The organism is Ureibacillus sp. FSL K6-3587, assembly GCF_038593165.1.
GTDB lineage: Bacteria > Bacillota > Bacilli > Bacillales_A > Planococcaceae > Ureibacillus > Ureibacillus suwonensis.
The window spans coordinates 1,794,062-1,816,357 of the sequence record NZ_CP151969.1 but is presented as its reverse complement, the minus strand read 5'-3'; the positions used below and the strand labels follow the sequence as shown (position 1 = coordinate 1,816,357).

The 22,296-nt window shown below is 40.7% G+C and carries 19 protein-coding genes and 1 pseudogene; 13 read left to right on the top strand and 7 right to left on the bottom strand.

What is annotated here, in order from left to right; all coding sequences use genetic code 11:
• The first annotated feature begins 186 nt into the window (after positions 1-186).
• The 4 genes from NSS77_RS08915 (at position 187) to NSS77_RS08900 (ending at position 4,659) form a co-directional block, all read left to right on the top strand.
• Positions 187-1,710, top strand: a complete 1,524-nt coding sequence (locus NSS77_RS08915; protein WP_342468477.1) for an alpha/beta hydrolase — start codon at positions 187-189, stop codon at positions 1,708-1,710.
• 136 nt (positions 1,711-1,846) lie between these two features.
• Entirely contained in the window at positions 1,847-2,386 is a 540-nt protein-coding gene (locus NSS77_RS08910) for a ribonuclease H-like YkuK family protein (protein ID WP_342468476.1), read from the top strand.
• A 71-nt stretch (positions 2,387-2,457) separates the two neighbouring features.
• A complete protein-coding gene (locus NSS77_RS08905; RefSeq protein ID WP_342468475.1) occupies positions 2,458-3,699 on the top strand; it encodes an aminopeptidase in 1,242 nt (413 codons plus the stop codon).
• A 162-nt stretch (positions 3,700-3,861) separates the two neighbouring features.
• The gene (locus NSS77_RS08900) at positions 3,862-4,659 is read left to right on the top strand and encodes a TatD family hydrolase (RefSeq protein WP_342468474.1); all 798 of its coding nucleotides are present in this window, start codon (positions 3,862-3,864) and stop codon (positions 4,657-4,659) included.
• 61 nt (positions 4,660-4,720) lie between these two features.
• On the opposite strand, the gene NSS77_RS08895 is transcribed toward NSS77_RS08900, so the two are convergent.
• Together NSS77_RS08895 and NSS77_RS08890 are read right to left on the bottom strand one after the other, a co-directional pair.
• Complete coding sequence (locus tag NSS77_RS08895) at positions 4,721-6,487, bottom strand: IS1182 family transposase (RefSeq protein WP_342468473.1); 1,767 nt, start codon at positions 6,485-6,487, stop codon at positions 4,721-4,723.
• Positions 6,488-6,628: 141 nt separating this feature from the next.
• Positions 6,629-6,862: a DUF2249 domain-containing protein gene (locus NSS77_RS08890; RefSeq protein ID WP_342468472.1), complete on the bottom strand. Its 234-nt coding sequence runs from the start codon at positions 6,860-6,862 to the stop codon at positions 6,629-6,631.
• A gap of 164 nt (positions 6,863-7,026) precedes the next feature.
• On the opposite strand from NSS77_RS08890, the gene NSS77_RS08885 reads away from it, so the two are divergent.
• A complete protein-coding gene (locus tag NSS77_RS08885; protein WP_342468471.1) occupies positions 7,027-7,719 on the top strand; it encodes a Crp/Fnr family transcriptional regulator in 693 nt (230 codons plus the stop codon).
• Between the two features lie 107 nt (positions 7,720-7,826).
• Here NSS77_RS08885 and NSS77_RS08880 read toward each other — a convergent pair whose 3' ends face one another.
• A complete protein-coding gene (locus tag NSS77_RS08880) occupies positions 7,827-8,612 on the bottom strand; it encodes an enoyl-CoA hydratase-related protein (RefSeq protein WP_342468470.1) in 786 nt (261 codons plus the stop codon).
• 482 nt (positions 8,613-9,094) lie between these two features.
• On the opposite strand from NSS77_RS08880, the gene NSS77_RS08875 reads away from it, so the two are divergent.
• Positions 9,095-9,415, top strand: a complete 321-nt coding sequence (locus NSS77_RS08875) for a hypothetical protein (RefSeq protein ID WP_342468469.1) — start codon at positions 9,095-9,097, stop codon at positions 9,413-9,415.
• 1,041 nt (positions 9,416-10,456) lie between these two features.
• On the opposite strand, the gene NSS77_RS08870 is transcribed toward NSS77_RS08875, so the two are convergent.
• Positions 10,457-10,648, bottom strand: a complete 192-nt coding sequence (locus tag NSS77_RS08870; RefSeq protein WP_342468468.1) for a hypothetical protein — start codon at positions 10,646-10,648, stop codon at positions 10,457-10,459.
• 365 nt (positions 10,649-11,013) lie between these two features.
• Positions 11,014-11,208: pseudogene (locus NSS77_RS08865) on the bottom strand (hypothetical protein); the annotation flags it as partial.
• Between the two features lie 970 nt (positions 11,209-12,178).
• On the opposite strand from NSS77_RS08865, the gene NSS77_RS08860 reads away from it, so the two are divergent.
• The 5 genes from NSS77_RS08860 (at position 12,179) to NSS77_RS08840 (ending at position 16,145) form a co-directional block, all read left to right on the top strand.
• A complete protein-coding gene (locus NSS77_RS08860; protein ID WP_342468467.1) occupies positions 12,179-12,370 on the top strand; it encodes a hypothetical protein in 192 nt (63 codons plus the stop codon).
• Between the two features lie 256 nt (positions 12,371-12,626).
• Positions 12,627-13,088: a hypothetical protein gene (locus NSS77_RS08855; RefSeq protein ID WP_342468466.1), complete on the top strand. Its 462-nt coding sequence runs from the start codon at positions 12,627-12,629 to the stop codon at positions 13,086-13,088.
• Positions 13,089-13,118: 30 nt separating this feature from the next.
• Positions 13,119-13,631 (top strand): hypothetical protein, encoded by a 513-nt coding sequence (locus NSS77_RS08850; RefSeq protein WP_342468465.1) that lies wholly within the window; start codon positions 13,119-13,121, stop codon positions 13,629-13,631.
• A 5-nt stretch (positions 13,632-13,636) separates the two neighbouring features.
• Positions 13,637-14,659 carry a glycosyltransferase gene (locus NSS77_RS08845; protein WP_342468464.1) on the top strand — a complete coding sequence of 341 codons (1,023 nt, stop codon included), beginning with the start codon at positions 13,637-13,639 and terminating at the stop codon, positions 14,657-14,659.
• A 265-nt stretch (positions 14,660-14,924) separates the two neighbouring features.
• Positions 14,925-16,145, top strand: coding sequence for an IS110 family transposase (locus NSS77_RS08840; protein WP_342468463.1), 1,221 nt, complete (start codon positions 14,925-14,927; stop codon positions 16,143-16,145).
• A gap of 182 nt (positions 16,146-16,327) precedes the next feature.
• On the opposite strand, the gene NSS77_RS08835 is transcribed toward NSS77_RS08840, so the two are convergent.
• Positions 16,328-17,980 (bottom strand): IS1182 family transposase, encoded by a 1,653-nt coding sequence (locus tag NSS77_RS08835; protein ID WP_342468462.1) that lies wholly within the window; start codon positions 17,978-17,980, stop codon positions 16,328-16,330.
• A gap of 154 nt (positions 17,981-18,134) precedes the next feature.
• Entirely contained in the window at positions 18,135-19,226 is a 1,092-nt protein-coding gene (locus NSS77_RS08830; RefSeq protein ID WP_342468461.1) for a glycosyltransferase, read from the bottom strand.
• A 357-nt stretch (positions 19,227-19,583) separates the two neighbouring features.
• On the opposite strand from NSS77_RS08830, the gene NSS77_RS08825 reads away from it, so the two are divergent.
• Together NSS77_RS08825 and NSS77_RS08820 are read left to right on the top strand one after the other, a co-directional pair.
• Positions 19,584-20,723, top strand: a complete 1,140-nt coding sequence (locus tag NSS77_RS08825; RefSeq protein ID WP_342468460.1) for an IS110 family transposase — start codon at positions 19,584-19,586, stop codon at positions 20,721-20,723.
• 210 nt (positions 20,724-20,933) lie between these two features.
• Positions 20,934-22,058, top strand: a complete 1,125-nt coding sequence (locus NSS77_RS08820; RefSeq protein WP_342468459.1) for an IS4 family transposase — start codon at positions 20,934-20,936, stop codon at positions 22,056-22,058.
• Positions 22,059-22,296 lie beyond the last annotated feature (238 nt).

The window sequence follows — 22,296 nt, the reverse complement described above, 5'->3', positions numbered from 1 at the left end:
TTATGATGTTTTTTTAAATTTTTCACCTCTAATTCAACAATTTTTCTTCCTTGTGCTGCTGTTATATCAATTTATTCCCTTTTCCGGTGTCCGTCTCCCCATATCACAACGGAATTTCATAAGTTTCCAGAAAAATGAATATACAAATAGAGTAAAATTCTTTCATAAAAAAAGGAGCGTTTTTTCTTGTATCGGAAACTGATTGGAATTCATTCAACCTCTTTTTTCTTCTTCAATTCTTTTGACAAAGGGACAACTTCACATACTGACGATGAAATCATACCAGGAGCCCACTCAGTGAAAGTGACCCATTTTGATGGACAAAAGCAGCGATGGTTGACAACTTTGAACCCAAGACAGCTGGAAAAAGCAAATCTTTATGGAAATAATTTTTTGGCTCCAATTTTTTGGGGTAATCCCGAAAAAGGAACCGGTTGGCATCAAATGTATAAGCCGGGGAAAATTACTGGCATCCAAGTGAACGGCGCTTTTGAGGATGCACAATTTATTATTCGCGTTCCTGACCATTGGAATGGCAAATTGGTGGTATCCGGCATCCCGGCAACGAGAAATGAAACGGCAACGGACCTGTTGTTCAGCGATTTTGTCCTCGAAAAGGGATTTGCCTTCGCAACTACAGATAAAGGAACACAAGGGAAGGAAGTTGCAGGTGATCCATTGGCGAAAGCAAAAAATGCGCTGGCGGACGAAAAGAATTCCGTCGCAGAATGGCATTTCCGCTTCAGGCAAATAACGAAAGCGGCACAACAATATTTAATAAAGAACTTTGGCGACAAACTCATTGATCCGAATGATGCTTCAAATCCGGCAAGCAAATTAATACGCCCGGATCATCCAGTACCGACATATGCCATCGGGATTTCCAACGGGGGCTATGTAGTTCGCTATGCGTTGGAAAACGATGACCCGGAAAAGACGGGGGAAGGGCGGCTGTTTGATGGCGGCGTCGATTGGGAAGGCGTACTTTGGACAGAAGAACCCCCAAATCTCATCAGTTCTTTGATTCCTGTCGTCAATTATGCGGAACAAGCGATTTATGGCAACGGTGAAGCAAAGGAAGAAGCAATAAAAGAATTGTATAAAGCGGGTGTTCCAAAAGGATCCGAGAAATTATGGGCATACCATGACCAAATTTACTGGTTTATCACTTTGAACATTTACCGGGATCATTTTGACCCGACGGCACCAAACCGGATCAATTGGCCAAATTACTTAAATTATAATGCCATCGGATTACGCGACCGTTCTTACGACCATATTTTCAAAAATTATCATTACGAGGAAAGAAGAAAATTTATGAAGGAAAAAATCAAGGAAATCGAAAACACCGGCAACATCGATGTTCCGCTCATCAGTATTACAGGATCTTTGGACACGCTCATTTTCCCGGATATCCATGCAAAGGGTTATGAAAAATTAGTGAAACAGGCAGGAAAAGATCATCTTCATCGACTATATATTGTCGAAAAAGGAAATCATGTAGATGGACTCGTTTGGAATCCGATAACCGATCCTGAAAAAGAGCTTCAACCGTTATTGCCTTATGCCCATCAAGCATTTCTTTTATTGGTGGATTGGGTTGAAAAAAATATACAGCCTCCTGAAAGCAAGATCATTCCAACACCAGAGAACAATGAAAAAGTGATTGACATAAGAACAGGCAATGAGGTTGATCCGCACATTGAATAAGTTTGCTTAACAGCGGGATGGGAAATCTACCCTCCGCACCATGCTCCTTCCCGAAACGGTTGGATATGCACATTTCTATTCCGGTCATGAATAAACTGTACTACTAATTCAAAAACATATAAGAAAGGTAAGATTGATGAACAGCGACAGAGTGACGGACGGAACCTTTCAGAATTTGAGTCAAAAAAACATGACATTTGAGGAAGTGTTTGAAGCAATTGTCCAGTTTATCAAAAAAGATCCGACCGGCAATTTTACGTTGATGTTTGGAACGGATTCACAAGTATTCAGCAAAGAAACAAAATTTATCACCGGAATCGTCATTCAACAAAAAGGAAAAGGCGTTTGGGCTTGCTTCCGAAAAGTGATTGTTCCCAGAAGAATGACGAACCTGCACGAACGCATCTCCTACGAAACTTCCCTGACTGAAGAAGTCGTTTCGATGTTTACGGAAGAAAAGAAGGAGCAATTGATCAATCTCGTTTTGCCCCATGTTTATAAAGGTGCAAGTTTCACCATTGAAGGACATATTGACATCGGGTGCGGGAACCGGAACAAAACAAGGGTCTTTGTCAATGAAATGATTGCAAGGATGAACTCCCTGGGAATTGAAGCAAAAATCAAACCGGATTCCTTTGTTGCCAGCACCTACGCCAATCGTTTTACAAAAAAATAATTTGAACCGTTCCGAAAATCTTATTAACGAATGTGGTAAAATTGGTAAAAAACACATATGGAGGAATTGATATGTTGCAAAATTTCGATGAACTGTTAAGAAAATATGCAAAGCTTCTCGTGGCAAAAGGAATCAATGTGCAACCCGGCGATTGGGTGAAAATGACCATTGCCGTCGACCAGGCACCGCTTGCCCGCTACATTACGGAAGAAGCCTATGCATTAGGGGCGGAAAAAGTCATTGTGAAGTGGACCGATGATGAAATCACAAAATTGCATTATCTACACCAACCGACAGAAGTGCTTACGGACATTCCTCCATATGAAATTGAGGAATCCGAAGACCACGTGTTAAATAAAAAAGTTTCAAGACTTTCCATTCTTTCCAGTGACCCAAGTTTGCTCGACTCTGCGGATCCGGCCAAAGTAGCCGCATTCCAGAAAGCGGCCACCAAAGCTTTCCACATCCAACGAAAAGCAACACAAAACAACGATATTAAATGGACGGTTGCAGCAGCGGCTGGCAGCGCTTGGGCAAAAAAAGTGTTCCCTCATTTAGAAACGGCCGAAGAACAAGTCGATGCGTTATGGGATCAAATTTTCAAAACTTGCCGGGTATATGAAGACGACCCGATTGCCGCTTGGGAAAAACATAAAAATACATTGAATGAAAAAGCGAAAAAACTGAATGAATACCAATTTGAAACATTGCACTTTAAAGCGCCAGGCACGGACTTTAAATTAGGTTTGCCGAAAAATCATATTTGGACATGTGCCGAAAGCTACAATCCTAAAGGCGAAGAATTCATTGCCAATATGCCGACGGAAGAGGTCTTTACCGCACCCGATACCCGCCGTATGGAAGGGGTTGTTCGCAGCACGAAGCCTTTGAGCTATGCGGGACAATTAATCGAAGGCATTGTTGTCCACTTTAAAGACGGTAAAATTGTGGACATTTCCGCTGAAAAAGGCGACGAAGCCATTAAAAAACTTGTTTTTGATAACGAAGGGGCAACCGGCTTAGGGGAGGTGGCCCTCGTTCCGGATCCTTCGCCAATTTCCCAATCCGGAGTCACATTCTTCAATACGTTATTTGATGAAAATGCATCAAACCATATTGCCATCGGTTCCGCTTATCCTTTTACCATTGAGGGCGGCACAAAAATGAACGAAGAGGAATTGCGGGCACAAGGGTTGAACATCTCCAATGTCCATGTCGACTTTATGATCGGATCAGCCGAGATGGACATTGACGGAATCCTAAAAGACGGCTCCATTGTGCCGATTTTCCGCAAAGGCGACTGGGCATTCTAATCTCGTTTGAAAGGAGAAAGGAGAATTTGAGTACACTCAAATTCTCCTTTCATCAATTTTCGGCCTCCATTTATTTGACCCGTTATTCATGAAATTTCCTCCACGGTAATGTATATTGTTTTTGATATACTTTTTCACTCAACAGTAGATGGAGGAACTTCAATGCAGCAATTGATCGATATAGGAGTCAATTTAACGGATAAGCAATTTGACAATGATCGAAAAGAAGTGATTAAACGGGGGATCGAAAACGGTGTCGTCCAAATGATATTGACTGGCGCCAGCTTAAAAAGCAGCAAACAAGCTTTGGAAATTGCAAAGAACTATCCAAACACGCTGTTTTCCACTGCCGGCATTCATCCCCATGATGCAAAAACTTTCACGAATCACACAATGAATGAATTGGAAAAGTTGGCACAGCATGACGAAGTGATTGCCATAGGGGAATGCGGCCTTGATTTCAATCGGATGTTTTCTCCCCAAGACATTCAAGAAAAATGTTTTGAAGCCCATCTGGAGTTGGCAAGAAAACTTTCAATGCCACTCTTTTTGCACGAACGCGATGCCCATGAACGCTTTTGCGAAATTTTTGCGGGCTTTCGCGATTTGGCGGAAAAATCGGTGGTCCACTGTTTTACAGGCAATGTAGAGCAAGTGAAAAAATATGTTTCGATGGGATTTTATATAGGAGTCACTGGATGGATTTGCGATGAACGTAGAGGACAAGATTTGCAAAACGCAGTAAAATTCATTCCTCTGGACCGTTTATTGATTGAGACCGATGCACCGTATCTTCTTCCACGGAACATGGAAAACAAACCGAAAAATCGTCGGAACGAACCGGCCTTTTTGCCGCATATCGTCAACGAAATTGCAAAATATATGGGTGTAGAACCGGAAGTTGTTGCAAAATCCGCAACAGAGAACACAAGAAAGTTGTTTAAACTGCCGGAAGTCTAATTTGACATGATGCTTTCATTCAGACGGCTGATCCGTCATGAATGAAAGCTCTTTCTTTAGTTTAAAAGGGCTTGTCTAAAAAGTCCATAAAAACAGAGCGAATGGAGAAAACAATGAGTTTTTCCATTCGCTCTGTTTCCTTATTTTTGAAATTGGTTTGGGAATTTGCGGCCCATTTCAGTATGTTGTGGGCCATTGCCACAATCCCGAATTCTGTTCGGACTTTATGAAGCCCCCGTAACAGAAATCGAGTGAAACGCAAATTGCCCTTGATGTTCCCGAACACACTTTCGACATCCACTTTACGCTTCGCATAAAGAGCTGCCTTTTGTTCGTCACCAAGAGCTGCTTTGGCTTTCGCTTTCATTTCTTCATAAATCGTGTTCCAATATACTCGACGATTTCCTTTGGCTTTCGTACACCCATTCTTCAACGGGCAATCCGTACAATCTTCACACTCGTACACTTTCAAATCTTGTATGTATCCAGATGCATTTTTTCTTTTTTGATAATACTTGAATACGACTTTCCGATTGTTCGGACAGATAAAGCAATCGTCTTCTTCGATGTATTTCCAGTTTTGTACTTTTGATAAATCCTTTTTAAACTTTTTACTTTGTTCCTTCAAATAGGTTTGGTATGGGGCTAATAATTCAAAACGAGGTTCTTTTTCTTCGCCAATCGCATATAAATAGTTTTCTTCACTCGCATATCCTGCATCGGCAATGACATACTTGAGTTTCTTTTCCTTCGGTATCGATTCCAATAACTTTTCCATAAATGGTTGGAAACAGCGAGTATCTCCTGGATTTTGATAAATTTCAAATCCCACGATAAATTGATGTTGTGTGGCGAGTTGAACATTATAACCCGCCTTGAGTTGGCCGTTTTTCATATGGTCCTCTTTCATTCGCATAAAAGTGGCCTCATGGTCGGTTTTCGAGTAGCTATTTCGTTCACCTAGAATCTGTTTTTGTACTTTGTATTTTCGTAATCGTGGAAGATAATCCGTTTGAATCGTTTTCAGTTGTTTGGTGAGTTGGGATTTTTTAGAGCGAAGTTCTTTTTTTCTTTCTTTGTCTTCTTCCTGTTTATAATCTTTTTCCAAAGCTTCTATTCTCTCAGAAAGTTGTGCCGATGATTTTTCTAATTCTTCTTCTAATTGTTCTTCTTTTAATTCCTCCAAGGCGATTTGGTGCGCTTCTTGTAGAAACGATTGAATTTTGGCTCGTAGTTTCTGATCATATTTTTCTACGGATTTTCGCCATACAAACGTATATTTGTTGGCATTCGCTTCTATTTTCGTACCATCCACAAAAATATGGTCGAGGTCGATAAATCCTTGTTCTACTAGTTGAAGGACAAATTGTTCAAATACAGAATCCATCATGTTTGACATACGAACACTACGAAAATCATTTATTGTGCGATGGTCAGGGGTTTGCAATCCCGCCAACCACATCATCGGAAGATTTTCTTTCACCATTTGCGCCATTTTCCGACTTGAATAAACGTTTTGAGTGTACGCATATAAAATCACTTTCAATAACATTTTAGGGTGATAGGGTGCACGACCCCCACCAACATAATGAGTATACAACACTTCATCCGGAATCGATTCCACCATTTCATCCACTAAACGGGCGACATGATTTTCAGGAATATACATTTCGATATCTAAAATGCTCATGACTTGACGATTGCAATAAGGTTGGAAAACTAGTTTTTTGCGTTTCTTATTCTTTTGAACCTCTATTTTTTGAATACCCTCTAGAGTCATTTCTAATTGCGTGTTATAATTTTCTTGAATAGTCATTTGATTATTCATAAGAAATCGTCCTTTCTATGGAATGTTTTTTGGTCAATTTCATTCTATAAAAAAGGACGATTTTTTTGTACCCTAAAAACAGAAAAAAGGGCTGAGCCCAAGGTCGATTCAATCGACTTTTCGGACAGCCCCTGTACAAATTTAAATTTTGCCGATAATGACTTTCCATCTGTCAGGACCTTCTTCAATATATTCCCAAGAAAATTGACCTTCCCGTTCCATCATAAATTGATAATATAACGGTTTTGGATCGTGGTCATTGATCAGTTCCATATATTCGCCGGATTTCAACCCCTCAAATGTCTCAAAAATTTTTGCATGGCGAATTCTCGGTTCAAAATCCGGAGCAATTATGCTGACAGAAATTTTTTTCATATTCGTAACCTCCATTTTCATTTCAATGCTTTCAACATCAATCATAGCTTTGTATTGATGAATGGGTTGTGAGGTAAAACACACTCTGCAAAATTTTTTATTACAAACAATCCATCACTATGTTAAAGTAATATATAACATACATGTTTAAAGGTGTTGAATTTATGAATAATCAATCCATCCAATCCCTTCTTCAACAATTTGCTCTTTTTAAAGATTTGTCAGACCATGAAATGATGCCCATTGTGAATATTGCAAAATCCCGCCAGTATCAAGCAGGTACCCATGTATTTATGCAGGGGGATCCTTTGGCAAACGTTTACTTTATCCAAGAAGGAATGATAAAAATTTACCGCACCGATTTGCAAGGAAAAGAACAAATCCTTAATGTACTCGTTTCAGGGCAAATGTTTCCCCATCAAGGGTTTTTTAGAAAAGGAAATTATCCTGCCCATGCACAAGCGGTGGAAAAATCGCAATTGATTTATATTCCGATTCATTCCTTTGAAGAATTTTTAATGAAGAATCCTCAAGTATGTATAAAAATTTTCCGTATTCTGGGGGATTTAATCGTTGACCTGCAAAATCGTTTGGAAGAAAAAATTTTACAAAATTCTTATGAACAAGTCGTCTCCCTTCTGATCCGTTTGGCGAAAAACCATGGTCAAGAAATGGAAAACGATATTTTTATTATAAAAAATCAATTCACAAACCGCGATTTGGCCAACATGATTGGCACCAGCCGGGAAACGGTCAACCGTACGCTAAATCAATTGAAGAAAAAAGAACTGCTCCGGGTCAATAAAGAAGGCCATTTCATTCTGAATATCGGGCAATTGAAAGAGGAACGCTATTGATGGGGAACATTTTGAAAGATCATGAATGCCCTGTGAAATTCAGTAAACCAAATCAAAAAGGGGAATTTGAATACGCTCAGATTCCCCTTTTCATATACCTAACTTATTTAATTTACAGTAGTCTTGGTATCATTCCAAACTGGCTTGCGTTTTTCAAAGAACGCCCGGATTCCTTCCTGCGCATCGGGATGCTTGCTGTTCAAAGCAATCACTTCTGTCGCATAATTGAGCGCTTGGAAGTCTTCCATATGAATTTGTTGATAGAATTGCCGCTTCCCTAATTCAATGATATTTAAACTTTGTTTCGTCACTTCTTTTGCCAACTTTTCCGTTTCCTCATCCAGCAATTCGGCTGGAACCACTTTGTTTACAAGACCATGTTGAAGGGCCTCCTGCGCAGTAATAAAGTTCCCGGTAAACAACATTTCCACCGCTTTTTTTCTACCTATATTACGGCTCAAAAATACCGCAGGCGTACTGCAAAATAGACCGCTATTAATACCTGGTGTTGCAAATTTGGCTTCTTCGCTGGCAACCGCCATATCACTGGCAGCAACCAATTGGCAGCCGGCTGCAACCGCCGCTTTTTTCACTTTTGAAATAACCAGTTGCGGCATATCGCGCATTGTACGCATCACTCTATAGCAAGTTTGGAAAAGCTTCAGCACTTCATTTTCTGTCTTTTCTTCAATTTCCCGCAAACTGTGTCCCGCACAAAAAACTTTGTCGGAACCTTCAATCACAACGGTTTTCACTTCCCGCGCCGCTGCGATCCGCTTCAATAGTTCATCCAATTCTTCAAGCAAATCCAAGGTTAAAGTGTTAAATTCCTGCATATTATCGATGGTAATGTAACCGATTTCCCCTGTTTGACGATATTGTAAATATTCCATTTCTCCACCCCTTTTCTTGTATAGTTTCATTTTGAATCTTCTGATTTTTCTGGTCAAGAGAATTAAATTTACTTTTTTCAACATTTTTTATGCCTTTTGGAAATCGGCTTTGATTCCAAGAAAAATCCTTCATAATTTTAATCCATATTTTGAAAAAAGCCGGTAACAGATCGACCATTGATTCGGTCCGCACTTTCAAAGGATCCGGCTCTTTAAAGAGCACCTTTATGTTTAATAGGAAAGATAATGATAAAAACGGTTGGAGAAAAAACTGCAGCTAATTACGAATATCCCCTCTATATGCGGACTTTCACCCATTCATCCATTACTGCCGCACCTTTGCGGATACTTCCACTTGAGATGCTGGCAAATGCCCCGTCTTAATTGCCGGATGAACCCCACAATAAATGATGAATATATTACTATTGTATGTATGCCTAAAACGGACGTACGTTTAAGTCCATGTGGAGGGAGATCAGTCTATGTCGATGCCGAATATTCCCGACATCTCGCCCAAAATCAGTATAGACCGTGAAGATGTCATTAATCTTTTATTAGCTTCCATCGCATTGGAAGAAATTGGTTTGGCCCACATTATAAATGCGGAAGGTGAGAAAATTCAATTTGCCATTGGAAAACTGAACGAAGCCCCCACCCATCTTCCGACGACAACAGATTTAATTTTAAAAATCAACGACAGCGTTAACCATACTTTAACATCAACAATCCAAAAGGAACTTTTATTGGATAATAAATTAAAACAAGTAATTGAATTAATAAAGAATAAACATAAGCACTATTAATTTTTCATCTTATGGCATTAAAACTATCATCGTAGATTGATTTTTTGTTAATAGTAGATTTTGCAATGAAAATGGGCTTTTATTCCTTATCTCCTTTCCAACAAGGAATAGATTATAAACGACCGTATTGCCAATGGTCATTAACTGATGCGAAATCATCGAGTTACTCCCATGGTAACGCGTTTTACTTTTCAAGGAAAGGAGTTATGGAATGTCTCAGCCCAATCTACCGAATATAACCCCCAATATTACCATCAGAAGAGCTGACGTAATAAACTTACTCCTTGCTTCCATTGCAATGGAAGAATTAAGTTTGGCTCATATTCTTAACGCTGAGGGCGAAAAAATCCAATACGCGTTAGGAACAATTCCCGGTATTTCTGGGCTATCACCAGCAGCGTCCCTTGAAGATCTTCTACAAGTCAATAACAGTGTTCATGATACAATCGCAATGTCGATTAAGAAAGAATTATTATTAGACAATAAGCTAAAACAAGTTTCGGAGTTAATTACGGACACTGGAGGACCGACGGGGCCACCTGGGCCGACGGGACCTACTGGACCTCAAGGTAACACTGGACCGACTGGACCGACTGGACCTCAAGGTAACACTGGACCTACTGGACCTACCGGACCTCAAGGTAACACTGGACCTACTGGACCTACCGGACCTCAAGGTGCCACTGGACCGACTGGACCTCAAGGTAACACTGGACCTACTGGACCGACTGGACCTCAAGGTAACACTGGACCAACAGGGCCGACCGGACCGACGGGACCTCAAGGTAACACTGGACCAACTGGACCTACCGGACCTCAAGGTAACACTGGACCTACTGGACCTACCGGACCTCAAGGTGCCACTGGACCGACTGGACCGACTGGACCTCAAGGTAACACTGGACCAACAGGGCCGACCGGACCGACGGGACCAACGGGTGCCACTGGACCGACTGGACCTACCGGACCTCAAGGTGCCACTGGACCTACTGGACCTACCGGACCTCAAGGTGCCACTGGACCTACTGGACCGACTGGACCTCAAGGTAACACTGGACCAACAGGGCCGACCGGACCGACGGGACCAACGGGTGCCACTGGACCAACAGGGCCGACGGGACCAACGGGTGCCACTGGACCAACGGGTGCCACTGGACCGACGGGACCTACTGGACCGACAGGGCCGACGGGACCAACAGGGCCGACCGGACCGACGGACCTACCGGACCTCAAGGTGCCACTGGACCGACTGGACCTCAAGGTAACACTGGACCTACTGGACCGACTGGACCTCAAGGTAACACTGGACCAACAGGGCCGACCGGACCGACGGGACCTCAAGGTAACACTGGACCAACTGGACCTACCGGACCTCAAGGTAACACTGGACCTACTGGACCTACCGGACCTCAAGGTGCCACTGGACCGACTGGACCGACTGGACCTCAAGGTAACACTGGACCAACAGGGCCGACCGGACCGACGGGACCAACGGGTGCCACTGGACCGACTGGACCTACCGGACCTCAAGGTGCCACTGGACCTACTGGACCTACCGGACCTCAAGGTGCCACTGGACCTACTGGACCGACTGGACCTCAAGGTAACACTGGACCAACAGGGCCGACCGGACCGACGGGACCAACGGGTGCCACTGGACCAACAGGGCCGACGGGACCAACGGGTGCCACTGGACCAACGGGTGCCACTGGACCGACGGGACCTACTGGACCGACAGGGCCGACGGGACCAACAGGGCCGACCGGACCGACGGGACCAACAGGGCCTACTGGACCGACTGGGCCGACTGGACCGACAGGGCCGACCGGACCAACAGGGCCTACTGGACCAACAGGACCGACTGGACCGACGGGACCAACAGGGCCGACCGGACCGACTGGGCCTACTGGACCGACGGGACCTACTGGACCGACAGGGCCGACCGGACCAACAGGGCCTACTGGACCGACGGGACCAACGGGTGCCACTGGACCAACGGGTGCCACTGGACCGACGGGACCGACGGGACCGACAGGGCCGACGGGACCAACAGGGCCGACCGGACCAACAGGGCCTACTGGACCGACTGGGCCGACTGGACCGACAGGGCCGACCGGACCAACAGGGCCTACTGGACCAACAGGACCGACTGGACCGACGGGACCAACAGGGCCGACGGGACCAACAGGACCGACAGGGCCGACTGGACCGACGGGACCGACAGGGCCGACGGGACCGACAGGGCCGACGGGACCGACAGGGCCGACGGGACCGACAGGGCCGACGGGACCGACAGGGCCGACGGGACCGACAGGGCCGACGGGACCGACAGGGCCGACGGGACCGACAGGGCCGACGGGACCGACAGGGCCGACGGGACCGACAGGGCCGACGGGACCAACAGGGCCGACGGGACCAACAGGGCCGACTGGACCGACGGGACCGACGGGACCGACGGGACCGACTGGACCGACGGGACCAAACTTTGCAATCGAAGGATTCTCAGCAGTTAGAACAGCAGCTAGTGTAGCCGCTGGTGGTCAGCTTGGCAACTGGACTATAGCTTCACCATACTTTAATACAACTGACTTTGATCCTGTTAGTGGTAACTTTACGGTTCCAGCTACTGGTAGATACTCGATCTCAGCAACTATCAGTTATAGTACAACTGTAGCTTTATCTATATCATTTGCTGGCAACCCGGCATTTGCAGTACGTAATATTACTACCGGCGATGATTTAATCGTAGGACTATTCCCAATTTTGAACATTGGTTTAGCATTAGTTAACATAAGAGGGGTTCTTGGTAATGGAACGGTCACATTAGCAGGAGAAGTGGAACTTACTGAAGGTGATGTAATAGGCCTATTCTATATCGATGATGGATTATCAATTACCATAGACCTTGGCGGTGGTGGTGCTCCAATCGTTTGGTCCATCCATCGAATTGCTTAAGCCAATCCATTTAAACTGCAGACTCACTTGAATGATTCAAGTGGTCTGCAGTTTTTTTTGAAATCACTCATTACAACATCAATTTTACTCAGTTTTCATTTGGAAACTAGTGACAGGCACTCTGAAATTAATGATTCAAAAATGAACGAAATCATTGAAATTAGGCACAAATCCAGCTTCGTTTCAATAAACTAGAGGGTGTATGAGAGTACATTGAGCCACATGGATGGTTATCTATTTAAGGAGGTCACTTTGAATGTCTTTGCCTACCATTCCCGATATTACTCCTGAGATTACATTAGATCGATGTAAGACCATCAATTTATTTCTTTCTTCCATTGCAATGGAGGAAATTGGTCTTTCCCATATTTTGAATGCTGAAGCCGAAAAACTTCAAATGTTTATAAAAAAGTCTCCTTGCGATTTTCATGGCTACTTAAAAATCAATGAGAGCGTCAATCAAACCTTGCGCACCGTAGTGAAATCGCAAATCTTGCTCCAATTCAAGCTTGAAGATGTGGTGACACTGAATCAAAAATCTTGCTGTCATCCTCGTAAACATTACAAATGTAAAGAATGCAAGGAAGAGAAAGATTGTAAATGTAAACATCATCATTGTAAAGACCCGTTCGATTCTTCATTATGCTATTGCCCTAACAAGAAGAAGAGGGATTGTCATTGTCCAAAGTGTAAATCCGAAAAAAATTACGATCATTAAGCATTATGCTTTTTACGAGGGGGGTGAACAATGGAAGAAAATCATCAAGTTGAGTTGCTACAATGTTCGCTGAACTTTTCAACATTCATTCATTCTTTTGCCCAATTCCTGATCAACTTTTTTGAACGTCGCCATCAAACGCAAGAACTATCGGATGAAGAACTGCTTCAAAGTGAAACACAAGTCATCCAATCATTAGTATTAATCGAAAAATTGCACATGCTGCTTTTACTCCACTTTTATATTTACCGAACATTCATTTCTTCCGAAGCAATATCACCTTTTTTTACAGATGCAAATAGAGAACTGTTTGAAAAGATGCAAATGTTATTGCAACAATATCCATTTCTTCTTGAAGAACATCAAATGATTTCCGAAAAAACGGTTGCCCAGATTTTGAACTATTATTACATCCGTATTTATGAAGAAACCAATAAGGAATCGGATGAAGACGAATCAAATCACGTAACGATTATTTTGTCACCCTTACCTCCACCTTGGTTGGCCAACAATATGCATATACCACGGAAAAAGGAAGTGTAGGTTCATTGTCTTCCCCTTCAATTTCCCTTTGTATGATTGTCAAAAATGAAGAGGATTTTATTGAACAATGTTTAAAAAGTGTTCAAGGAATCGTGGATGAAATCATTATTGTTGATACCGGCTCGGACGACCAAACAGTGGAAATTTGCAAAAAATATAATGCCTCCGTTTTCCCTTTTGAATGGAAAGATCATTTTGCTGAAGCACGAAACTTCGCCCTTTCAAAAGCCAAAGGGGATTGGATTTTGTGGCTCGATGCGGATGAAGAAATGGAAACCGGCCATGAACAATTGTTAAAGCAAACCTTAAACAATTCCACTGCGACCATGTATTTAATGCCCGTTTTGAATTATTACGGCGAAACATTTCCGGTAAATCCGAAAAATGCATTTATCTATTATCAACAACGTTTATTTCAAAATCATAAAGGAATTAAATTCTATAATCGCATTCACGAAGCCCCTATTTTCCCAACTGTCCAAGATTCCAGCTTCACAACCGATTATTTGGAAATCCCCATCCATCATTATGGATATATCGAAGAATTAACCGCCAAGCGCAATAAAGCAGAACGAAACCTGAAGCTTATCCAAGAAGAATATAAAGATCCGAATCACAGCCCATGGATTGAGTATCATTTGGCAAATGAATATTATCGCAGCGGAGATTATAAAAAAGCCTTTGATTATCTAAACGAATCGATCTTCCGGTTTTTGCTGGAAGGCATCAAACCGCCTTCCATCCTCTACCGCTTAAAATACGGCATTCTCGTCGATACGAACAGTTTGGATCACGCGTTGGAAGGAATTGAAAAAGCGATTGCATTATACCCTGATTATGTTGATTTGCATTTTCTAAAAGGATTGATCCTTTATCAAACGAACCATTATCATGAGGCTTTGGCAAGTTTTGAAAAATGCCTGGAGCTTGGGGAACAAAAATCCAAATACTTGATCCTAAAAGGAACAGGAAGTTTTAAAGCGGAACATTATAAAAAACAATGTTTGGAAAAATTGGGTAAATCTTAAAAAATAAATGCATGAAAAACATACTAACATTAGTAGTACAGACCTAGGCCAAGGTTTGTGCTACTATTTTTTTTATAGTAGAAGTGAAGGAAGGTCGAACAGCCCCTGGGACCAAATAGAGTCCGTATTAAAAACAGACCAACTTCACATCCTTATTTGAATCAGTTTAGTATGTTGGGTCCGAAGAGACCGTGTATAAGAAAATGGAATCGATAAGGCAATGTGAAGAACTTCTATGTTTGGCTAAAAAGGAGAGGCAGAAAATATGAAACACGTAGTGGCATTTGATGTCAGTATGGGGAAAAGTACAATGGTCATTTACGACCGTTATCGTCAATGCGAATATGAGGGTGAAATAACCCATAACCGTTACTCTTTCAAGAAATTAAACGAAACCCTTATATCTTTAACACAAAAAGATGGACAGGCACCTGATATTGTCTTTGAAGCAACAGGCGTATATTCAAAACCACTAGAACGATTCTTAGGTGATCAAGGTTATATGTATTATCGAGTTAACCCACTCGAAGCGAATATTCAAATGGCTTCAATGAGGAGACAAAAAACAGATAAAAGCGACGCTCATGAACTTGCGAAAACTCACTTTAGAGTTGAACGTGAACAAACTTATCAAGAAGAGGATTATTATAAACAAATGCGTGCAATGACGAGATATTATGATGAATTAAGTAGTGAAATGACGCATTTATATAGTCGTTTACATGCGATTCTACAATTGAGTTTTCCCGAGTTAGAAAAGCTATTCAGTAAACGTTCTGCTTTATTTTTGAATGTCGTTCAATTATACCCTCATCCGGATCATGTGTTAGTTTGTTCAAAAACAGTGATTCGTAATCGTTTAAAAGCCAACACAAGAAAAAACTTATCATTGGCACGTGCTGAAGAAAAAGGGATCGCTTTAATCGAAGCAGCAAAAGAAGCGTATCCAGCAATTTCAAAAGATGATATTCGCTGTGAACAAGTGCGGGATTATGCCAAACGGATTGCAGACTTGAAGGAGAAAAGAGATCAACTTGTCCAAAAGATGGTTAAATTATCGAAAGATAAACAAGAGTATCAGATTTTAATTTCATTTCCAGGAATCGGAGAAACGACTGCAGTTCGTTTAATTGGAGAACTAGGAGATATTCGACGATTCAAAAACCATAAACAACTGAATGCTTACGTCGGTATTGATATCATGAGATATCAATCTGGGAATACCTTTTATAAAGACAAGATTAATAAAAGAGGAAATAACAAACTTAGAAAGATTCTATTTTACATGATCCAGACCATGATCCAACTACGGAAAAATACACAAAATCATATTGTAGATTATTATGATAAATTAAAAACGCAACCCCAGAGGAAACCTCATAAAGTTGCGTCCATAGCATGCGTGAATAAGTTCTTGAAATCGGCTTATCACCTTATCACACATAATCTGAAATACGATTACGAAAAGGCAACAATGCATCAGTAATCGTAAGTAAGATTATATCACAAAGACCTGGCGAAAAAAATGGAAATCGTGAGGTCTATTTGTCATGCGAAAATTTATTTTGGAAGGAAGGGGTACCCCTTCCTTCCAAAATAAAATCTATGTTAACCAAATTATTTAATAAAAAACACTTGACTAGAGGTAAGAACGGGGCTGGGACAAAACTAGCTTCTAGATAGGAAAAAGGAGAATTTGAGTTGGCTCAAATTCTCCTTTTTCCATTTATCCCCATTATTTTTTGTTAGTTGATCTTTGTTGGCCGTGTATTTCCGTAAATTCACGGCCATTAAGGCAATCCCCATTTCATTTTCCACCTTCGATTTTCCTCGGACGGAAAATCGAGTGAAACGCAAATTAGCCTTCAAGAATCCAAAAACTGGTTCTACGTCCATTTTACGTTGACGGAAAATAGAACCAGCTTTTTCTTCTGAAAGCTTCGCTCTTACATATTCTTTTTGTTGTTCCCATTTTTCATTCACCATGACCTTTCGGTGATTGCCTTCCTTTGCTTTTGTGCATGATGAACGAAATGGACATCCTGAACAGTTTTCACATTCATAGATTTTCAATTCTCGTTTGAAACCAGTCTTATCTGTACGTACAGAACGATAACGGAAGGTTACTCGCTGCTGATTTGGACAAATGTAGGTATCACTTTCTTCGTCGTACATCCAATTGTCTGGATGAAATGGATTTTGTTTATATTTCTTCTTTTGTTCTTTCTCATACATGGTATATGGAATGAGTGCCTCACATTTTCGATTCGAAAGGATGTCTTCATAGTTTTGTTCACTACCATAACCAGCATCTGCGACAATATACTTTGGCAACGGAAAATAATCCTTTTCTATCTTATTCAAGAACGGAATTAATGTACGTGTATCAGTAGGATTTGGAAAGATGCTATAAGCTAGTGCGTATTGACCTTCTGTTGCGATTTGTACATTGTATCCAGCTTTCAATTGACCGTTTTTCATATAGTCGTCTTTCATTCGCATGAACGTCGCATCTTGATCTGTTTTGGAATAACTGTTCCGTTCCCCCAAGATGTCCAAGTCTTTTTGGTATTTTTGTTTTCGTAGAATGAAGTCTATTAATTGTTTGTACGCTTGTTTTGGATATTTTCGTTCGCTTCTTAATGCTTTTCGTTCTGTGGCATCGGGCGATGTTTCTATCTTTTGGTCATATTCCTTAATGACTTCATCGACTTGTTGCACCATTTGAGCGAGTTCTTCTACGGACAGTTCTCCCTCATTTTCCCGCTCCATTTCAGGGATGATTTCTTTTTCTAATAGTTCGTTGTATAACTGATTGGACTTTTCAATTAAGTTTTGGTTGTATTTTTCAATGGATTTCTTCCATACGAAAGTAAATTTATTGGCATTCGCTTCAATCTTCGTACCATCGATAAAAATGGCTTCTTGATCGATTAACTTTTCTTCCACCAGTTGGCAACGGAATTGGACAAAACATTGACGAATTAATTCTTTTACTTCCGGATGCACACGAAAACGATTGATCGTCCGATAACTTGGTTCATATCCTTGTGCCAACCACATCATTCGTATACTGTCCTTTAATAGCGCTTCCATTTTTCGACCTGAAAAGACAGACTGCGAATAGGCACACAAAATCATTTTTAGCATCATGCGTGGATGATAAGCAGGACAACCTGTATTTCGAAGAAACGGCTGGAAGGCTTCATCTGGAATACTTTCAACTAAATGGTGGATGTGGAAGGCAATATCATTTTCTTGTAATTTTATTTCTAAATCTAGAGGTAAAACTAATTGATTCATGTTATAATATTTAAACATAAGGACCCTTCTTTCTGTTAGTTTTGGTGGTAACTTAATTTTAACAGAAGAGGTCCTTATTTTTTATTGAAAAAATGAAGAACAGCTCATGAAATTTCATTCCAAAATTTCATGAGCTGTTTCCATTTTAGAGGGGGTTTTGTCCCAGCCTCGTTTATTTTTCATCGCCGACTTCTTTAAAATGTTTTCTGAAAAACTCTTCATTATAAAGAACCGCCCGGTCATTCGGACGATATTCTTTGGCTTTTTTATTATATTCAACGGCCATTTCTTTATCGCCTTTGTGCCAGTGGCAAACGCAAAGCTGCAAGTATGGATACCAAGTGGAGTATGCCTGTTGTACAATACCCAGAATTTTTGATGTATCAACCATTAAAGCCAACTGATACCACATAATCGCTTTATCGTATAATTTTCTTTCAAGATACAAATCACCCATTCGGCAAGAAACTTCCGGTCTCGGCACATCATATTGTATTGAACGCACCAAAGATTCAATCTCTTTTTCCAGATTCCCTAATCTTCTGTAACAATAAGCCATATTGATGCATGCACGGATTTTTTCTTCTTCCCGTACATCTTCAAGCTTCAAAAATTCTTCGTAATGTTCGATTGCTTTTTCATACTGTCCATGATCTTTTAATTCATTGCTGTAATAAAATAAATCTCGAGGTGTAAATTCTTCCCCTTTTTTCAAACGCTTTTCATAGATTTTTAAATTCCGGTCACTGGAGTCTTCCTTTTTTTCCCTTCGATGAGTAATCGCTGTATCTGAATGCAGCACTTTTCCGGAAACCTCCAAGTACTCATGGACTGCCCCTTTCCAAACAAAGTTTTTCTCCCTTTTCACCAGTCTGTATCTTCTAAAGCTAAAGGTTGGATTATTATACTCATCAAAAGCAAGATGATAGAGCATCGACACCGCATCCACTTCGGACGGCAATTGTTCCTTTAACTTTTTGAATTTCTCCCGATCCTCATCCAAAAGGACATCATCCGCATCCATCCAGAAAACGTAGTCTTTCGTCGCCTGCTGAAAAGCAAAGTTTCTTGCTGCCGAAAAATCATCCGCCCACTCAAAATCAAAAACTTTATCCGTATATTTCCGGGCGATTTCCTTTGTTCGATCGGACGAGCCCGTATCGGCAATAACGATTTCATCCACAAGATCTTTTACGCTATTTAAACAGCGCTCCAGCACATTTTCTTCATCTTTGACAATCATGCATAAGCTGATTGTAACCATGCATCAATCCTCCATATATACAGAATTCATCACTACCGTCGCATTAAAATAACACAATTCGATTGATAATACAGAATATTCTGTTAGTAAACTTTTCCATAAAAAACAATCATGAATTTTCATTCACAACCCTGGCATGAAAATGGATATTTCTTTCCCATAATGTAGATAACACAAACAGTTAACAATACGTAGGCTTTTATGGTGGATGATACCCTGAATAAAAAACTGTTTGAGTGGATTTGGTGAACAACCCATTGTTAGCTCATTCATTTGGAATGATGACTACGTACAGAAAAATGCTTATATTTCAAATTCACTCGCTGTTTGTGAATCTACTTTATGGGAGGGATTATATTGGATGTACTGATGACACGTTGTGCAGGATTAGATGTACATGCTGAAACAATTGTTGCTTGTGTCATGATTGGCGAACAGGACGATGAATTATTCATTGAAACAGAAACTTTCCCCACTTTAACAAAGGATCTCTTTCGTTTACTAAAGTGGTTGGAAAACCATGGCATTACGCACATTGCGATGGAGAGTACTGGAGTTTATTGGAAACCTGTTTATAACATTTTGGAGGATTACTTTGATATTACATTAGCGAATGCTCAAAGAATCAAGAATGTCCCTGGAAGAAAAACAGATGTTTCGGATGCAGAGTGGATTGCGAAGTTATTGCGTTATGGACTGATTGAAAAAAGTTTTGTTCCACCAGAAGATATACGAAACCTTCGTGATTTAACTCGGCTTCGTAAAAAATGGATCGGCCATTTGACTTCAGAAAAAAATAGGATTCTGAAAGTATTAGAATGCTCAAATGTTAAACTAAATTCAGTTATTTCAGATGTGTTTGGTGTTTCTGGAAGAAAACTTCTATCCAAATTAATTCAAAATGGATATGTTGATTCCATTGATGTAGAAATTAGTATTCACGGAAGAATGAAGCACAAAAAACAAATGATTACAGACTCTTTATTCGGTACTTTAAACGATCATCAAATCTTTCTAATCAAACAATCTTGGCAACACATCGTTTATTTAGAATCATTAATCAGCCAAATCGAGGAAAGAATAGATGAAATTCTGAAGAATTATAAAGAAGAAGTGGAGTTATTACTAACGATTCCGGGTATTAAAAAGGATTCCGCAGCAATTATTATTGCAGAGATTGGGGTGAACATGGAACAATTTCCTACCTCTCAACACTTAGCGTCTTGGGCCGGAGTTGCTCCAGGAAATCATGAAAGTGCAGGAAAACGAAAGTCAACTAAAACGACTAAAGGGAATCCTCATATCAAAACTGTACTGTGCGAAGTAGCATGGGCAATCTCTAGAAGTAGGAATCGTTGGTTAGCTGCTAAATATTGGTCGATTGCTGCAAGAAGAGGAAAGAAAAAAGCACTCGTTGCCATATCGCATCGAATGCTTCGAATCATTTACTCCATGCTAATTAATAAGGAGCCTTATAAAGAACCTTTAATTAATTAGTATAACCAAAGAAGAATAAGTTTAAACAAAGTTACCTTCCATTAGGTAGCTCTGCTTTCTTATTGTCTTTTTTAGGTTATTTATATATTACCCTCAATAGATTGAAGCTATTCATGGGCTAAGTGGAATTAAATTATTTTCACAGAAAAATCCTTTATAATGGTTTGGTGGTAGTAAACCTATCCAAATCCAAAATAAAGGAACACATGTATGGATAAGTTTACACGAAAAACATCATTTGAACAATGGTTTTCACCCATTAATTCTTCCTTATTTAAGGAATTGGTGAAAACACATCAATTAAATCGCTATACCAAGAAGCTTTATATGGCTTCTTTTGTGAAACTCCTTTTATATGCTCAACTTCATGAAACAGAGAGTTTGCGAGCATTGAGCGACGCTGTTTTCTCCGAAGAATTACAACGTGCAACGGGATTAGAATCGATTAGCTTTTCACAGTTAGGAAGACGCATCAATTCGATTCCTACTGTTTTCTTTCAAACCATTTTTCTTGATTTAGTGGTCCAAATTCATGAGAAAACTCATTTTCAAAAGCGAAGAAAAGTGACAACACCACTCAAAATCGTTGATTCGAGTACATTACCACTTCCTTTAGCCAACTATCCGTGGGCAACGTTTCGAAAAACAAAATCAGGTGTCAAGTTGCACTTGCGCCTTGTTTTCATGGAAAAAGGGTACTCTTACCCAGACAAAGCCACATTGACGAACGCCATTGAACATGATCGAGGGCAATTAGAGATATTCATCGACGATCAAGAATGCCTGTATGTGTTCGACCGGGGCTACTTAGACTACGAGCGCTTTGATCGTATGACGGATGATGGCTATTTCTTTGTTTCCCGTTTACGGAAAAACGCTGTAGTCCGTGTATTGGAGACCTTTTCACTACCAGAAAATTCATCTGTTTTGTCTGATGAAATGGTGGTCATTGGCACTACACAAAATCGTTCTGAGAATGCGTTCCGTTTACTGAAATTGGTTGATACAAAAGGAAACGAACTGCATCTACTGACGAATCGTTTCGACATGAGTGCGGATGAAATCGCAGAAATCTATAAATCACGCTGGGCTATTGAATTGTTCTTCAAATGGATGAAACAGCATTTGAACATCAAAAAGTTTTATGGACATAGTGAACAAGCCGTACACAACCAAGTGTATCTAGCGATGATTGTATATTGTCTAAATGTGTTAGCACAGTTGAACACAAATAGCAATCGAAGCTACATACAAATTACTCGCTATTTAAAGGCCTCTTTATGGAAATCCGCTCACATTTGGTTACGAAAAATTGAGGGAAAAAGCGTCCCATAAGGGTTTATTTGTTGTTGTTGCACTAGTCACAAGTTATAGTAAAAAAATGGATGTTTACTACCTTTGTTTAGGTATTTTCAATTTTTTCTATTTCGTAGAAAAAATAAAAACTGAAATTTCAGAAACTATTTATGCGACACTAGTGAGAATTCATATTAGTATATGAATGAACTAGATTTTGTGAGCCGGCAAGTCTTCCCCTGTTATAATCGAGTAGGAGGGAGCGATTAACTCCCGT

What these genes read in the sequence shown, in the direction of transcription:
- NSS77_RS08910 (WP_342468476.1), top strand. Translation starts at nt 1,847, where the DNA reads ATGAACAGCGACAGAGTGACGGACGGAACCTTTCAGAATTTGAGTCAA.
- NSS77_RS08905 (WP_342468475.1), top strand. Translation starts at nt 2,458, where the DNA reads ATGTTGCAAAATTTCGATGAACTGTTAAGAAAATATGCAAAGCTTCTC.
- NSS77_RS08900 (WP_342468474.1), top strand. Translation starts at nt 3,862, where the DNA reads ATGCAGCAATTGATCGATATAGGAGTCAATTTAACGGATAAGCAATTT.
- NSS77_RS08895 (WP_342468473.1), bottom strand. Translation starts at nt 6,487, where the DNA reads ATGAATAATCAAATGACTATTCAAGAAAATTATAACACGCAATTAGAA.
- NSS77_RS08890 (WP_342468472.1), bottom strand. Translation starts at nt 6,862, where the DNA reads ATGAAAAAAATTTCTGTCAGCATAATTGCTCCGGATTTTGAACCGAGA.
- NSS77_RS08885 (WP_342468471.1), top strand. Translation starts at nt 7,027, where the DNA reads ATGAATAATCAATCCATCCAATCCCTTCTTCAACAATTTGCTCTTTTT.
- NSS77_RS08880 (WP_342468470.1), bottom strand. Translation starts at nt 8,612, where the DNA reads ATGGAATATTTACAATATCGTCAAACAGGGGAAATCGGTTACATTACC.
- NSS77_RS08875 (WP_342468469.1), top strand. Translation starts at nt 9,095, where the DNA reads ATGTCGATGCCGAATATTCCCGACATCTCGCCCAAAATCAGTATAGAC.
- NSS77_RS08855 (WP_342468466.1), top strand. Translation starts at nt 12,627, where the DNA reads ATGTCTTTGCCTACCATTCCCGATATTACTCCTGAGATTACATTAGAT.
- NSS77_RS08850 (WP_342468465.1), top strand. Translation starts at nt 13,119, where the DNA reads ATGGAAGAAAATCATCAAGTTGAGTTGCTACAATGTTCGCTGAACTTT.
- NSS77_RS08840 (WP_342468463.1), top strand. Translation starts at nt 14,925, where the DNA reads ATGAAACACGTAGTGGCATTTGATGTCAGTATGGGGAAAAGTACAATG.
- NSS77_RS08835 (WP_342468462.1), bottom strand. Translation starts at nt 17,980, where the DNA reads ATGTTTAAATATTATAACATGAATCAATTAGTTTTACCTCTAGATTTA.
- NSS77_RS08830 (WP_342468461.1), bottom strand. Translation starts at nt 19,226, where the DNA reads ATGGTTACAATCAGCTTATGCATGATTGTCAAAGATGAAGAAAATGTG.
- NSS77_RS08820 (WP_342468459.1), top strand. Translation starts at nt 20,934, where the DNA reads ATGGATAAGTTTACACGAAAAACATCATTTGAACAATGGTTTTCACCC.